This is a genomic window from Pedobacter sp. KH_004, from assembly GCF_057840755.1.
Window position 1 is genome coordinate 1,010,466 of record NZ_CM174519.1, and the last position, 14,983, is coordinate 1,025,448.

Below are 14,983 nucleotides of genomic sequence, written 5' to 3' on the forward strand. Positions count from 1 at the left end.
TAAAGCAAGTAAATTGTTTTTAGGCTTTTACTATGGCTACGATGAATGGCCCGGAGCATCGAAATAACGCCTGACTGCCAGACCTGTCTGGCTACAGCGAGTTGAATTTACCTCGTGTAATGTCCGACTACAGGTTTTCAACTCCCCAATTATAAAAGTCATTGATTATCGGCTCTAGTTTTTTACCTCTTTCCGTGAGGGTATATTCCACGGTTGGCGGAACAGTGGCAAAAACTTCTCTGGTGATAATTTTGTGTTCGGCAAGATTCTTCAGCTCTTTAACCAACATCCTGGTATTGATATGCGGAACAGTACGTTCCAGTTCACTAAATCTTTTCTTTCCAGAAAACAGGATATAGATGACGGACATTGACCATTTGCCGCCGATTATTTTGAGTATCTCCTGAAATGCACACTGTTCTTCAAAATTATTTATTTTTTTCATGATTTAAGTAACTGATTGATAGTAATACTTTACATTGTGGTATTACTTACCATTTGTGTAACTACTTCCAAAAGTAAAGTAATAGATTTAATTTTGAAAATAATTTAAAATCAATTCTATGACTAACAAATTAAACGGAAAAATTGCACTTGTTACAGGTGGAACAAAGGGGATAGGTAAAGCTATCGCAGATAAGCTAAGTGAAGCCGGCGCGACAGTGGTTATTACTGCAAGGGGAAATCCTGAAGACAGTTCAGGTGGACAATATTTCATAGCCGCTGACCTATCAAATGCAGCGGGTGCTCAAATAGTGTCAACGGAAATTATTGAAAAATATGGTCGCCTGGATATCATCGTAAATAATGCCGGTGCTAATTTAACGCCGAGCGGCGGATACGGTTCGCTAACAGATGAAGACTGGGACAATGAACTACAATTGAATTTGATGTCGGCTGTACGGATCAATAAAGCACTTCTGCCCTTAATGGTCGAAAGGAAAAGTGGGGTGATCATTAATATATCAATGAATCCCGCTATCCAGCCAATATGGGATATGACGATGGCATACTCGGCAGCAAAAGCTGCATTGAATGTCTACAGTAAAGCTTTAGCTTCTGAGCTGGGAAATAAAGGGATACGCGTGAATACTGTTTCGCCCGGGTTGGTCAAAACACCCCAAATGCACCAAGCAATGGAGAATATGGCTAAATCATTGAATATTACCGTTGAAGAAGCTACGCAGTCATTGATCGAAAAACTCGGAGGCGTTCCGCTGGGAAGACCTGCGGAACCCGAAGAGATCGGGAACTTAGTGAGATTCCTTGTTTCAGATGAAGCCAGTTATATCACAGGCGCAGTATACCAGATTGATGGAGGTTCCATGGCAGGAGTCTAAAGAGAGACTACATAATTATCCGGATAGGGAATTCCAGGATCTCTGGCCAGGATATTTCCTGGCATATTTCTATCTAAAAGTCTTTGTAGGTGCTCAACTGAACCGGTTCTTTTATAACAGAAAGCGCTGATTCAGATGAGTGCCTGGAAGGTGCTGCAGAATTTAAAATCATAAAATTTCAAAAAAAAATGAGAGCGTGCTGGTTTTTTGTTTTATCAAAGTAGATGTAAACAGGAAAGAATGCATCCGGATTGTTTTTTTCTTTCAGCCCTTTTTATTAATCTGCTGATCCTTTTCCGTGCCGTACAGCTACCACTGGTAAAAGGGACGCAGCCTGGTTTAACTTGTTGGTTCCTTAGTTATAAAAATATTGATAGCTTGCAAAATAACTTTACTCTACATTGAAGTGAATTAGTTTCATTTAATCCGGTGCCAAGTTAGGTTTGATGCCCGGCACGCAAAAGAAATTCCGGCATAAACGCTCAGCCGGCCTTTCTCTTTTCCATTTATTCCGTTGCTTCTTTGGCTTTGGCGGTCAATAAAACCGCTTAGGGCACCATAATTAATTCAAAATATTATGGAAAATACAATTTATCAGCTCGCAGAGATCGAGATCAGCTACCGCCCAAAATTTAAAGCTTCGGAAAGACCACAGATTGATAGTTCAGCCAAGGCCTATCAAATACTTCTACAAAACTGGAATCAGGATAAAATAGAGCTCGTAGAAGAATTTAAGATTATCCTTCTCAACAGAAGAAACCGGGTACTGGGTATGGTCAATATTTCTCAGGGAGGAATGGCAGGAACTGTAGCAGACCCCAAAATTATTTTTGCCGTTGCCCTCAAGGCATGTGCAAGTGGCATCATTCTTTCTTATAGTCATCCCTCAGGGGAATCCAGTCCAAGTGAAGCGGATATCAAACTGACCAGAAAACTCGCAGAAGTGGGAGCATTGCTTGATATCAGGGTCTTCGACCACATTATTGTTTGCACAGATGGATTTTTTAGCTTTCTTGATGAGGGAATAATATAGCTCAAGCTCCCGTGAATCCCGAGGATTTACAGGAGCTTTTTTTATACGCATTTCCTTTGCCTTATGGCCTCAACACTCACAGAAGAAATGGCCAACTCATTCATCCCTTCCTGCCACGAGCGTTCAAACTTCCCTGACCGGTAATTTTGCTGTGTTCTATTTTTTCCTGGACTTTTTTTTCTAAAGTACTGCAGGCATTTTGAGTTGCAAATTTCTGAACAATCCGATGTCCGGAAAGACCAGGCCCCAAGGGGTTTGCTGAAATAAAATCTTCCTCCCTTCGGGAGCGTATTTTTTTTCGCAAAGTCTTGCCTTGACCTCTGGATTGTATCAAGGAGAGGTGGCTTAACAAAAAGCCAGAAGGCTCTTGCCGACTGACTTTTAATACTAAAGTAAATAGTTAAGCCATGTACTCATTAAAAATAAGAAGTCCGCCCTTGTCCGCTTTGTATTAAGCTGGGCCAATCCCTGGTTGCCAGTGCATCAGTGAGAATTTATAATCCGTATCTAAATCAAAAATCATGAAAAATCAAAATATTGACAGTGCAAACGGCAAAGCCGACTTTATAGACCTAAAAACGGCGAAAAATCCGTTTTATCAGCCCATGGCAGGAAAGACAAAAATCAATGCCGAAGATAAATTATTTCACAAGGAATCCTCTGAAAGTGTTAACCCACCCGTGCCTATAAAAGGGGAAAAGAGCGAAGAGTCAATAACAAAAGACATTTTCGATAAGCCTGCACTCAATCTTGAAGGAACATTGAAGCTGGTAGAGGAGCTTCACCGAAGAATGGTCCAACGTGGCAGGCTGGTACACACCATCGATAACCTTGATAAATTCGAAATCGAACAGAAGCAGGAAGCAGATGACACCATGTCCAACTATTATCAGGGCTGCGAACTGGAGATCACAGATGATAAACGAAATAAATTTTCTACCAAAAATCCTGTAATCATCAAACCAGTGGCACTATATGTCCGTGAGCTCTGCACGAACCGTTTAGCAGAAATCGAGGCAGAAATCATTATCCCGGCTTAACAATTTTATATCTTGAGCACTATGGGCAGGATATCATTTATTTCAATCCTAAAGACTTAAATAGAATAGCATATTATGAAAAATGAAGAAATCTTTTTTATCGTTCGTGTTGAAGTCAATACCCAACACGGACATATTGCAGAAACATTACAGAAGATGGAAAACAGCTCCAGATTTTTAATGACCAATACCCCAAAGGTAAAGGTCATACACTGCGAAATCCTAACCACCCAAATCAGAAACCTTAAAAATAGAAAACATGGCGCATAACCTTAATTATAACGAGCGAACCAAAAGACATAATTTCTTTTCAGTTCGTGAAAAACCATGGCACGGTCTCGGCACTGTGCTGGAAGACCATCCTAGCAGTGCTGAAGCGATCCAACTGGCAGGACTGAATTATATGGTCGAGAAAAGGCCGCTGTATAGCCTGGATAATGCCAATTTCGCCCATATCAATCACTCAGCGGAAAATATGATTCACCCTGACTTACCAGTTTCAAATTATTATGCTACTGTACGAACAGATACTGAGCAGGTTTTAGGCGTTGTCGGCAGGGACTATCAGGTCGTTCAGAATGCCGATGCCTTTTTATTTTTCGACAGCATTGTAAAAAATAGTAACGACATCAAATATGAAACGGTCGGGGGACTCGGAATAGGGGAACGAATATTCATTACTGCAAAACTACCTGATTACATTAAAGTGGGAAAAGTGGATCTCATCGAACAGTATATTTTTTTAACAACTTCCCATGATGGTTATGGCAGTATTTCTGCCGCATTTACCCCGGTAAGAATTGTCTGTCAAAATAGTGCGACTCGTTGTGCAGCCTAATAAGCTGTACGGGTCTCACCCGGATGGGTGGATTTAACTTTTAACCAATTCAGTGAAATGCTGGTGTTAGCGGCTTATCTAACAAAGTCCATCCGACCCTTAACCTGCCAAGAGAACAGGGAGTGGGAAGCTCGGAGAAAAGTCAATCCAGCGGAGCGATGCTGCAAGAGAAAGATGGGACGAACTAAATATGATAACCTCGTTAAGGTATCGAGAGCAAGCACGCTGTACCCACATCGTATGGTACAGTATTCCAGTCAACAGGAGCCCAGTCTGTTCGAGGGTTATCCATAAGCTTGTACACGACTGGCGGTATAGAGAGGGGTCTAAGTTTAGGCAAACATTGGTTAAAGGAACGAGGAAACCGAATATCACTTTGCTGGGAAGCAATAAGTACTCTTGAACGAATGTGATATATCGGGTAGGAACAACGACCAAGCAAAGGCTGGTTGGCTACGGTTGACCAGATACGCCAAATTCGTTGTGGATTTAACAAAAGATACAAATGAAAGTAACTAAAATGCTGAAAGTAAACAGATGGGAAGACATCGACTGGAAAACAGTCGAGCAAAGTATCTTCCGAAAGCAAAATCAAATGTATCGGGCAACGCTTGCCAGTAATATCACCGAAGTAAGAAGATTACAAAGGGATTTACTGAAAGATCCGTATGCCAGATTACTAAGTGTCAAAAGAGTTACCTCTGAAAACACAGGAAAGAACACTGCGGGTGTAGATAAGACAGTTATCCGAAGTAATGAGGAAAGATTGTTATTGGCTCAAAGGCTGAACCTTGATAAAGATTACAAGGCAAAACCGTTGAAAAGAACCTACATCCCGAAATCAAACGGTAAGTTAAGACCGTTGGGAATTCCGACAATCGATGACAGAGCCTATCAGGCATTAGTCAAGATTGCATTAGAACCCGAATGGGAAGCAAAATTCAGTGAGAACATTTATGGGTTTAGACCTGGACGATGTACCCTAGATGCCTGTATGGCGGTTTGGCATAATCTGAAATGTCGCAAAGGCGATGTTATGGTGATAGATGCCGATATTGAAGGATGTTTTGATAACCTCAACCACCAGTATATACTGGACAAGTTAAAGGGTACAAGCAGTAACATTCTACGTGCCGTCAACCAGTGGTTTAAATGCGGTTATATTGATGATGGAATATTACATGAGACCGAAGCTGGAACTCCGCAAGGCGGAGTAATTAGCCCTCTATTGTGTAATATCGGATTATGGGGAATTGATTTTGAACTCTATAATCACTTGATAATAACAAGGACACCAAAGGACAGGAACCTTAAACCCTTTGTGAGTTTTGTTACCAATGTTAAAAACAGACATAGGCAACACTCACCATCAGTAGGATTTATGCAGTATGCAGATGATTTTGTCATTGTATGCGAAAATAAAGACTACTTAGAAAGGGTAATGGAAGTACTACCCAAGATATTGGAAAAACGAGGGCTAAAACTTAGTGAATCCAAGACCCGACAGGTAGAATTCCACAAAGGCGAAAGCTTCAAGTTCCTTGGCTTTGTATTCGATAAATGGAGAAGTGGAAAGCATGACAAATTACAAAAAGTTACGTTTTACCCCGACCCTGATAAAGTGTATGCTTTCGCAAAGAAAATCAGAGAATGGACGAAAATGATTCGGTTATTTGAGTACAGTAACAAAAGTGAACTTACTAAAAAGGCAGACCATTTGAGAATGATGGTCAACGGGTGGCTGAATTATTACAAATGGGCTATGGATGCGTCACATGGATTTATGAAGCTAAGACGGGAGTTGGATTCAATTCTCTATAAAGCGTATGAAGATGTGCATAAACATCGTAGTAGCCGACATGACTTTATGAAACGGTATGTGGGGAAAGTAGAACGAAAAGGAAGGTTAGTTGACCGTTACATTTTAGGAGATGTCGCATTTGGCATATTTGATATAAGTACTGCTGTTCTATGGAAGAAAGTTAAAACGGCAAGGAGCCCTTTTGATGGAGATACCGAGTATTGGAGTTGCAGAAACGCAATATTAACGGGGTCAATGGCAGAGAAACTTTACAGGAAACAAGAGGGCTACTGTCCCCTGTGTACAAGTAAGTTGCACTGGTATGAATCATGGGAAAGACACCATAAGAACAAGAATCGAATGGACAACAAATTATCAAACATGCAATTAGTTCACAAGCGTTGTCACCGCAGACAACATTATGCGGATAAGTTAAGTCTGGGAGCTGGATGCCCTGAAAGGGGCACGTCCAGATCTGTGGGGAAGGTTGCGGGGCGACCCGTGACCTCACCCTAACCTCTGAATGCCGCATTCCGCAATAAGAGTAATAGCATAAAGATCCGGCATACCGCCAGCGCCGTAGACCGGCTCAAACAGGCACATCAGCTGCTCGGGATCACCGATCAGCTTGCTACAGAAATGGAACAGATTTTTAATCTTTGGTCAAATGTTCGAATTTCGGATCAGCAGGTACGAAAATTAATAGAAGTGGCAATGGCACCAGGGAAGGAGGTGCTAAAAAGTCTCAAAAATGAAGATTTTCACCACCTTTCCAGTCATTATCTCAACATGGTAGAAGATGTCTATGAATATGCACTGTCAGCACCTTCCCAGCAACAGCTTACGACGAAAGGAACAGTTTTCGGCGCTTACAACGCCATTACCGGATATTTTCAAAATGTGCGTAAGTTTCCAGATGAACAAAGTAAGCTTAAAAGTATCATGTTTGGCACAGGTCTACAACGTGCACAACGGGCTTTTGACCTCAGTATGTATTTCTCAACCCATCATCAGATCATGCCCTTTTAAATGAAGGTGGCTTATGCCACCTCATTTTTAATTTCAGCGCACTGAGGAACAAACGGTCATGCAGTTTCCTTAAAATTCTTTAGCATTCCCGGGAGCGCTCCGCGCTTCAGGTCAGCATTAAGTCCTGTCACGCACATTCCAATCCTGGAGCTATCACAGTTATCTTGCACTGATAACCTAAATTATATAGGCTGTTTCCCGTTTGCTTTGAGATAATACCATAAAACTCTGTATCGCACCGACCAGAGGGTTCGAAGCGATTTTGTCTCTCAGAAACTCATTATAGGATACCATATCACTGGTGACTATTTTGAGCATAAAATCAAAATTTCCCGTGACATGATAACATTCCATTACTTCACAATGAAAACTCATCTGCTCTTTAAAGGAATCAATCGCATCCTGCGCATGGCTATTTAGCTGCACATGAGGAAACGCAGTAAAAATATTTCTGATTTTCTGAACATCGACCAGTACCACCTGCTTTTCGATCAGGCCCTTCGCCTTTAAGTTTTTGATCCGGTCAACTATGTTCGTTTTGCTCCGTTGCAGTTTGCAGGAGAGTTCCTTGTAGGTTAGTTCCCCGTCAACCTGTAATAAATTCAAAATCCCGCTGTCGATATCGTCTAAATAGAATTTTGTCATTTTTATAGTATGGTCTTTGATATTTGGTTGAGCCAAAGATATCAAAATTACGCCGCTATCACCACTTACCGATATTTTGTTAATTGTTAAAACGTTGATAGTGTACCTATTACAGTATGTCTCGGTTTTCGGATCCGCACAATAGAATATAATTTTATTGTCCCTGGTTTGTTGTGTTGCCTGCAAAATATTGTTCCTTTCAAATTTACCATAAAAGTATTTTTGACCATTTTTTAGTTATTTTTTTCTGATAAAAAGCATACTGGTGACCTTTGTCGAAATAAATGCAAATCCATGGATAACGGAAACTTTAAGAACAGCGCATCAGCTCTAGGACCTACTTCAGATCGATTGCAGAGAATCCCGGGTTCAACACCTGGTCGAAGTCTACGCCTGCTTGAGAAATTGTTTGAGGCCCGCTCCTTAATTGGAGAATTATTAGATATACCCGATGATTATCATATCCTGATTCTGAATACAGAAAATGAAAAAGATTTTAGTATTGCATCTTTATTGAATGATCACAGAACTAACCGGGCAGCCTACCTCGACTCCGGTCAGCGATCGTCCGCGACGATAAGAAGTGCCAGAGCCTATCTGGAGGTGGAAATAACCGGTTCTTCAAGGGAATCAGCCTACTCTTATATTCCTGGAATGGACTGGATTCCCCAAAATGTTTCCTTTTTGCATGTCACCTCAACCAATGAACAGCAGGGAAATACAATACCCCGGTATCCTCGAATCGGCATCCCTTTAATCTGTGATATGTCTGCTGATTTATTTCTTTCCGGTAATGACATTAAATCCTTTGACCTGGTATATGCCCATGCAGGTAACCCTTTTGTTTCCGATCATCTATGTTTGATAATTGTTAAAAATAGTTTTTTGACCGGTAGGGCTTCAAAAATGTTGCAAAGCAGTTTACTGATCGATGAACATACCAATTTGACTACACGGTGTTTAAAGAGCATCCTGTTTGCCTGTACTGCATTGAAAAGTTTAGAGAAAACGGGTGGAATTGCCATTAATAAGCTTCATCTGGAAAAATCTGCCAAAGCCCTGTACAGTGAAATCGAGCGCAACCTTAAATTTTACGCGCCGGTCATGCCCGCGTACCGATCGAATCTTGCGGTACGATTTTGCCTATTCGAGCCAAAGGAAAAACTTCTATTCGCTTCTTTGCTTAGCGCCGGAAACTTTTCATCTGTAACCTGGAGTAGCCAGAACGACTTTTTGGTCATGATCTGTTCTACCAAAGAAAAAGAGCTTATCTCGCTTATTGACATCATGAGGGAATATGAGTCGGATCTTATAACTCGTAATTAGAATAGAAAGTTTTATGGAGCCTGAAGAAATTTTGGTAGTTATTCTTCTGATGATTTACCTGATAACTACCGTGTTAAATTGGATTGTCCTGAAGCGTCAGAAGCGGAATGAGCACAGTGATGGTAGATGGATTTAGTTATCGAATCATAAAAAGAATGATTAACTAGTTTAGTTGTGACTGGCAAGGCCGGTGGATGCCGGCCTTTCTGTTTTACTAGAATTTGAGCCAGAAATGATTTGTCCGTTTGATTGCCTTTTTGATCAGTTGCTTTACTAATAATAATGCAAAAATTCTTGTAATAATGATATATTGGCTGATCATTAATTTCGTCTTGACTAATAGCCCGGCTTTATTGTACCATGTAAAAGGTAGCTAGAAACCTCATATTTCCAATAAGTCCATTAAAGCTTTAAATATCTTTACAGTCTTAAGCTCAACGACAGGTAGCCTATCTATATGCTTGTTACATACTAAGATGAAATAGGTATAATAATTGTCAAAAAAACAATTATTTGTAGCTTTAGTTAGTCAAATATTGATAAGGAGTGTATTGTTTAATTATCTTTGGTTCATGAATCCCGATAAAAACATCCTACCAAATATAATGGGCATTAATACCCAGGATATTAGAATGATAGAATTGATCGCGCAAGGATTAACATACAGTGAGATTGGTGCAGAGTTAAATGTTATACCCTCCAAGGTTGAAAGTCTACGCAAAAATCTGATCTCAAAGACCCGAACTAAAAACGCAGCATCATTAGTGTCTTTCGCCTACAGATATGGACTGTTGAAAGCTTAAATAATCTTCTTACTTACAAATAATAAATAGGATTTATTTATATTGAAGTAGTTGATATAAGTCAAAGGCATTTTGGTAGAAAAGCGTTTATGAGAATTTTTCACTTCAGCAAAAAACCAAAAAAAGATCCACAATGCCATCATCTCATATGAATGTGGAAAGGAATCGATTAACTTAAAAATTTGGGCTTTAATTGTTCAATAGCTGCCGCGTCGGTAAATGTTGAGTCGAACCCCAGTTTTATTATTTCTGCCCTCATCAGGATCAACTGACAATTTTTTGCTTCGTATTCGAAATTCTCCCTTCTCATATTATTCATACTCCTCTTTACCTATGACAGGTTTTGTAAATTAAAGATCAGGTGATAAATAACTGATGAGATCGAGATTTTTCATTTCTTAATCAGTTATCTTAATTTAGGAATATAATAAACAATTTTGAATTAAGTTTGATGTATCGTTTATGAAAGATCTTAATCAGTTGCTGAATATCAGTTATCCAATTGTTCAAGCCCCTATGCTAGGGGTTACCACACCTGCAATGGTAGCAGCGGTAGCCAATGCAGGCGGCTTAGGTTGTTTGCCATTAGGTGGACTTTCACCGGAAAAAACCATAGCTCTTATCAGAGAAACGAAGGATAAAACCAATAGGCCTTTCGCAGTAAACCTTTTTGCTCATTCACTTGCAAAAAAGGTTACTGAAGAGAACTTTCAAAAAATGGAGACGTACCTCGAAGCGCTTCATCAAAAATACAGTTTGCCCTTTGAACGTAAGCCAATTGCCGCTTATCAGTTTTATAATCACCTCGACTTGGTGGATGTTGTGCTGGATGAACAGGTTCCCATCGTAAGCTTTACTTTTGGTTTGCTTGAGCCGGAAGTAATCTCAAAGTTTAGAGACCGGGGCGTTAAACTGATAGGAACCGCAACAAGTGTCAATGAAGCGACATTGCTGGATAAAGCCGAGGTGGATGTCATCGTTGCTCAGGGTATTGAAGCCGGCGGGCACCGAGGAAGCTTTATTGAAGATGAACCCCTGCCACAGATAGGCTTAATATCACTTGTTCCCCAGATGGTGGATGCAGTGTCCGTTCCGGTCATTGCTGCTGGAGGAATATTTGACCAGCGTACACTTAAAGCGGCATTTGCCCTTGGGGCGGCAGGTGCTCAATTGGGTAGCTTCTTTATTGCGGCAGAAGAAAGTGCGGCTAGTGAGGTTTACAAAGAAAGTGTACTCACTTCTAGAGATACCTCAACGGAACTCACCCAGGCATTTACCGGTAAATGGGCAAGGGGGATAAGGAACAATTTTATGAAAGAGATGAAAAGTTCAGGATTGATAATACCCTATTATACCTATCAAAACAGCTTAACATCGGCGTTGAGAGAATACGGAAAGTCACGCGGAATTGCTGATATTATTTCGCTCTGGGCTGGACAGTCGGTGTCACAAAGCAAGCGTGGAAGTACAAAAGCCTTATTTGAATACCTTATAGATCAAATAAGAAAAGATCCTAATCCAATATTTTGAACTGATAGAGAGGAAGTGACTTAAAAAGCTTCGGAAAGCATTTAACTTTGGAAATTTCTTTCCTTATAGAGCGATAAATACAAAAACCCTTTCAGAAAGTCACACGTGTACGGTTGATAATTCGATGTTAAGGTTGTTGGCTGCTCTTTTTTCAAAGTATGGATAATTGATAAAAAAAACATAAACAATTTGATTGAGATTACAACTTCGAGATACTGACTTTATTTAAGCGATATAAGAGTGACAATAAACTTTTTGGATAGGCTCCATAATACTCATCATAAGGTTATTTAATTACCCGAGTTCAATTAGTACAATAAGGTAAAAAATAGTCAATCAAAAGACAAAATATTACATTAGGTGTTTCATAAGTAAGTAGTTATGTATATTTATTTTATTATTGACTACTCTAATATTAGTGATGTTTTTTGTTTTGTAGATGAGTTCTTCAAAGATTTCAATAAAACTAATAGCCATTTTCTTCTGGTGAAGCCCTCGAAACGTCCTGCGGTAATGTCTAAGAGCGAAATATTTTCTATTTGGCTACTCTTTCATTGAACGGTTCCAGATTAGCTGGAGTTTCAGCTGCTCATTTCTGGGGAGCAATGGTGGGCATTCTTCAAGCTAAATAGACATGTGTTAAATCTGTCTTTCCTCTTTAAGAAACTTTTTTCTGTTCACAACTGGCACCTGTCATCGAGGTAATATCAGTTCATGTAAACGGTGCTATGTAACCGTTTACATGAACTCAAAATCCTTCATAAATTCCTGAATAAACTCAATGTCAGACGAATACCATTACCGGTAGAAGTTTTATGAAAGATAGCATACATTTCACAGGGCTTGTATGCCAAGTAGACAATTCAGTATATCTGTTCGACTTTAAAACCAATCACAGTCAGATCCCTATATATGTAGCTGAAGCATATTAGCTGACGCCTCCATTAGCCAGACATTCACCAGTTAATTATAATTGATTTCCTCAGGAACTATAAAAACTGGATTATTGATCTTTTAAAATCATTAACTCCTGTTTCCTCCTTGGGTCACCCCTCTGGCTATTTCAGTTCAAGCGGGTCGTAGTTATTTTTCGGATCTTTCCAGTCTATCTTTTTGGTGACATCTATTCCGTAAATGAATTTTTCAATATTTGTATATCCGTCACCGTTGAGATCACCGATGGCATCTTTTGGGTCCTTTGGGTTGAGTCCGAACTTTTTCTCCCATTCATCTGGCATCCCGTCATTGTCAACATCCTTATAGGGGATGCCATTATATTCTGGGTAGCCTCCTACCTGGCTGATGTCAGTTATGATTCCGTCTTTGTAGCTTGCTTTTCCTGTTTGTGCTTCAGTGATGACACGAATGTCCACGGCATCACGTTTAGGTAGAACTGCACCGGCGTGTTTAAGCACATAGTCATATGTATTTTGAGCGGTCATCACTTTAAACTTTTGATAAACGAAGGGCTTGCTCACTTTTATGTAATCTTTGTATTTTCCTGCGTCCGCCAGTTCGGCAATCTGAACACCTCCATCCCAGTTATCCCTTGTTACACGCTCATTTCCTTCCATAATGTTTCCATTCACATAAGCGCGGCCTATTATCAATGTATCCTGACGGGTGCGGTCCCCTTCGGGTTTTAAGATGCGGAAACCAGATGGTTTATTCCTTACCGTGGCTGGCCCCGGTTTATAATAATTGTTGATGATATTGAACATAGATCGGTGATCTCCGCCATCCGCAGAACGCACTTTCCAGTTATAGATAATGTTATTGATGAGCGTAAAATCTCCATACATCCCAATGGAAGGGTTACGGGCTATATTGTTTGCCCAAAGATTCCGCATAAAAGTGCTATTAAGACCACCTATAGTACTGCCAAAAGCGTGGTTGTATTTGTTCAGTGCTTCAGAAAATATACTATTCTGTATGCTGATGTTGACAGTGGGCATTTTTTCTGGAGGAATGCCAGCTTTGTTTGATTCATACATATGCCGATACCAGGACATATTTTCATCTAGTCCCCAACTGGCCGAAACGTGATCGACCATGATATTGCCTATCGGATTACCTCCAATTGCATCATCACGGCGATCATGGTTGATTTCTCCACGTCGGAAACGCATATGGCGAATAACTACGTCGTGGGTATTCATCCATATCGATTCACCGGCAATACAGACGCCGTCACCAGGAGCAGTGTTGCCAACTATGGTAATATATGGTGCCCTGACAATAAGAGGGCTTTTTAATCTGATAATACCAGCTACATTAAATACAACTATGCGTGCTCCGCCTTTCTCACATGCCTCTCTCAGGGTACCGGGTCCGCTATCGGCTAAACTGGTCACGACATATACCTTTCCACCGCGGCCACCAAAGGTGTATGCGCCACCACCTTGTGCGCCGGGAAAAGCCGGGATATCTGCCTGAGGAAGATCATTGGGTGAAGATGCCCAGGTGATGTACGGTTTACCATTTCGTCGGTCGTGGTCAATTATAGGAAGTGCCTCCTGCCATGCCTTGTCTGAGGCTGCCTTGGTATCTTTCAGAACGTTATCGCTGGAGGGTGTCTCGGTTGAGGTCAGCAATGGATATTGTGCAATTGCATTTTCGGCAAAACAACAGATGGCAATTAATAAAATGAATAGAATGTTTCTCATATCATGGGGGTTTTTGCTTTATTTTTCTGTAATGGTTTACTGGCTATTAAAAGGGGCTTAAGACTATTGTTATCTGGTATATACAGCTCAACTTTATATGATAATAATATGCCAGGCAATGAATAAGAACCCGATATTTGAGGGACCATCAATAAATTTGCACTGATCGCTTCCCAATAACTGAATTATCTGGGCGGCTCAGCTATTTCAATATACTTCTTATATAATCGATTCCAGTCCCGGCCCTTTGAAATCAGATACTCTTCGTTTTTCGTGCGATATATTTCAAATATCTCGATTGCAAGTTTGACAGTTTTATAATCGATAGACTGTTCACGCGCTTTCTTTAAATTAGACAAGATAACCTCCTCCTCATCCGGCGTAAGGTCTGAAACAATCGTTTTGTATTTTTTCAGTGTAGATGCCAGCCTGCCACCTGTATATTTGTCCAGGATCACCTCAATCTGTTGTTCGGTAAGCTGTTCATGCAGACCCCTCATCAGTTCCTCATGAAAAGTTTTAGGCATCGCTGATGACGCGATCAACTGACGGTCCAACGGCCCTAAAGGTCTTCCTGTGGCGGGATTTATTCCGGCAGGCACAGTTTCATAGCTATTTGAGTAATGCCAGTCATGAACGGCTTTTAAATGTTTGCTGATCAGTGAGCTGATACGTTTGTTTTTTTCTGCATCATTAAGCCTCAATGATGCGGTCCAATCATGGGCGTTTTTTTCTATTGCAGCAATTTCATAGGATATCTGCTCTGATGTGGCCTTTTTAGTGGTAGACAACTGGGCTTTTGACGAAAAGGGGAGTGCTGATAAAAAAAGTATGGTAATAAGGTTTCTTGTTTTCATATTTCGGGCAATTTGTCTTATATATTAAGGGTTTTCATTTATGAGATTACTTATCATCATTTTTTTGTTTTACAG

Annotated in this window: 13 protein-coding genes and 2 pseudogenes; 11 read left to right on the top strand and 4 right to left on the bottom strand. The window is 40.4% G+C overall.

The window, feature by feature from the left end; all coding sequences use genetic code 11:
• Positions 1–127: 127 nt before the first annotated feature.
• Positions 128–445 (bottom strand): winged helix-turn-helix transcriptional regulator, encoded by a 318-nt coding sequence (locus tag AC3ITD_RS04525; protein ID WP_489364372.1) that lies wholly within the window; start codon positions 443–445, stop codon positions 128–130.
• Between the two features lie 118 nt (positions 446–563).
• On the opposite strand from AC3ITD_RS04525, the gene AC3ITD_RS04530 reads away from it, so the two are divergent.
• The 7 genes and pseudogenes from AC3ITD_RS04530 to AC3ITD_RS04560 all read left to right on the top strand — a co-directional run bounded on the left by AC3ITD_RS04530 (position 564) and on the right by AC3ITD_RS04560 (position 7,081).
• On the top strand, positions 564–1,340 hold the full coding sequence (locus AC3ITD_RS04530; RefSeq protein ID WP_489364374.1) for an SDR family oxidoreductase: 777 nt from the start codon (positions 564–566) through the stop codon (positions 1,338–1,340).
• A gap of 577 nt (positions 1,341–1,917) precedes the next feature.
• Positions 1,918–2,373 carry a JAB domain-containing protein gene (locus tag AC3ITD_RS04535; protein WP_489364376.1) on the top strand — a complete coding sequence of 152 codons (456 nt, stop codon included), beginning with the start codon at positions 1,918–1,920 and terminating at the stop codon, positions 2,371–2,373.
• Between the two features lie 521 nt (positions 2,374–2,894).
• A complete protein-coding gene (locus AC3ITD_RS04540; RefSeq protein WP_489364378.1) occupies positions 2,895–3,413 on the top strand; it encodes a hypothetical protein in 519 nt (172 codons plus the stop codon).
• Positions 3,414–3,488: 75 nt separating this feature from the next.
• Positions 3,489–3,683: a hypothetical protein gene (locus tag AC3ITD_RS04545; RefSeq protein WP_489364380.1), complete on the top strand. Its 195-nt coding sequence runs from the start codon at positions 3,489–3,491 to the stop codon at positions 3,681–3,683.
• Positions 3,673–4,230 (top strand): annotated as a pseudogene (locus tag AC3ITD_RS04550) (DUF932 domain-containing protein); the annotation flags it as partial. The gene AC3ITD_RS04545 and the pseudogene AC3ITD_RS04550, both read left to right, overlap by 11 nt.
• A gap of 526 nt (positions 4,231–4,756) precedes the next feature.
• The gene (gene ltrA, locus AC3ITD_RS04555; protein WP_489364382.1) at positions 4,757–6,568 is read left to right on the top strand and encodes a group II intron reverse transcriptase/maturase; all 1,812 of its coding nucleotides are present in this window, start codon (positions 4,757–4,759) and stop codon (positions 6,566–6,568) included.
• Between the two features lie 3 nt (positions 6,569–6,571).
• Positions 6,572–7,081, top strand: a complete 510-nt coding sequence (locus tag AC3ITD_RS04560; RefSeq protein ID WP_489366630.1) for a DUF932 domain-containing protein — start codon at positions 6,572–6,574, stop codon at positions 7,079–7,081.
• Positions 7,082–7,258: 177 nt separating this feature from the next.
• Here AC3ITD_RS04560 and AC3ITD_RS04565 read toward each other — a convergent pair whose 3' ends face one another.
• A complete protein-coding gene (locus AC3ITD_RS04565; RefSeq protein ID WP_489364384.1) occupies positions 7,259–7,726 on the bottom strand; it encodes an Lrp/AsnC family transcriptional regulator in 468 nt (155 codons plus the stop codon).
• Between the two features lie 294 nt (positions 7,727–8,020).
• Here AC3ITD_RS04565 and AC3ITD_RS04570 point away from each other — a divergent pair, with 294 nt between their 5' ends.
• The 4 genes and pseudogenes from AC3ITD_RS04570 to AC3ITD_RS04585 all read left to right on the top strand — a co-directional run.
• Positions 8,021–9,052: a hypothetical protein gene (locus AC3ITD_RS04570; protein ID WP_489364386.1), complete on the top strand. Its 1,032-nt coding sequence runs from the start codon at positions 8,021–8,023 to the stop codon at positions 9,050–9,052.
• A gap of 632 nt (positions 9,053–9,684) precedes the next feature.
• Complete coding sequence (locus tag AC3ITD_RS04575; RefSeq protein ID WP_489364388.1) at positions 9,685–9,855, top strand: LuxR C-terminal-related transcriptional regulator; 171 nt, start codon at positions 9,685–9,687, stop codon at positions 9,853–9,855.
• A gap of 462 nt (positions 9,856–10,317) precedes the next feature.
• Positions 10,318–11,385, top strand: a complete 1,068-nt coding sequence (locus tag AC3ITD_RS04580; RefSeq protein ID WP_489364390.1) for an NAD(P)H-dependent flavin oxidoreductase — start codon at positions 10,318–10,320, stop codon at positions 11,383–11,385.
• Between the two features lie 396 nt (positions 11,386–11,781).
• A pseudogene (locus tag AC3ITD_RS04585) lies at positions 11,782–11,940 on the top strand (IS982 family transposase); the annotation flags it as partial.
• A gap of 503 nt (positions 11,941–12,443) precedes the next feature.
• Here AC3ITD_RS04585 and AC3ITD_RS04590 read toward each other — a convergent pair.
• Complete coding sequence (locus tag AC3ITD_RS04590) at positions 12,444–14,051, bottom strand: pectate lyase family protein (protein WP_489364392.1); 1,608 nt, start codon at positions 14,049–14,051, stop codon at positions 12,444–12,446.
• A gap of 185 nt (positions 14,052–14,236) precedes the next feature.
• Positions 14,237–14,908, bottom strand: coding sequence for a DUF3826 domain-containing protein (locus tag AC3ITD_RS04595; RefSeq protein ID WP_489364394.1), 672 nt, complete (start codon positions 14,906–14,908; stop codon positions 14,237–14,239).
• Positions 14,909–14,983: the final 75 nt, after the last annotated feature.